Origin of the sequence: Streptomyces sp. WM6386 (assembly GCF_000972385.1) — a bacterium.
Classification (GTDB): Bacteria; Actinomycetota; Actinomycetes; order Streptomycetales; family Streptomycetaceae; genus Streptomyces.
In genome coordinates this window covers 1-408 of record NZ_JXTE01000551.1, presented here as the reverse complement: position 1 = coordinate 408, position 408 = coordinate 1, and the positions used below count along the sequence as shown (strand labels likewise).

At 68.9% G+C, this 408-nt stretch carries 1 pseudogene; it reads left to right on the top strand.

The window, feature by feature from the left end:
• Positions 1-162: 162 nt before the first annotated feature.
• Positions 163-408 (top strand): annotated as a pseudogene (locus TN53_RS48940) (hypothetical protein); the annotation flags it as partial.

Sequence of the window (408 nt, the reverse complement as noted above, 5' to 3'; positions counted from 1 at the left end):
GACGAAGAAGGCCAGGCAGAGCGCGGTCAGCGGAATCCAGGCCGTGCGCAGGGATGAGTAGGTACGGGTTGAAGCTGACTCGGTGGTGGCGGTCGCGGTCATGGCCGGCCTCCTGTCGGAACGTCGCCGGTCGTCGCAGGACGCGCGGCGTGGGAACGGGACGTGGAGTACCTCAGCCGCTACGCCGAGTCCTGGCGGAGGCTGGATGCCGCGCAATTCCCCTTCGTGCACGAGATCGCCGACGAGTTCGCCGAGCACGATGACAGGGACCAGTTCCTCGCCGCTCTGGAACTGACCCTGGCGGGCCTGCGGTCCAGGCGGAAACTCCTTGACGCTCGCACTCACCGTGCCTGGCGGCCGACAGGCGCCGTGACCGGTGCCGTTCACACCGCCCCGGGATCAGCACGG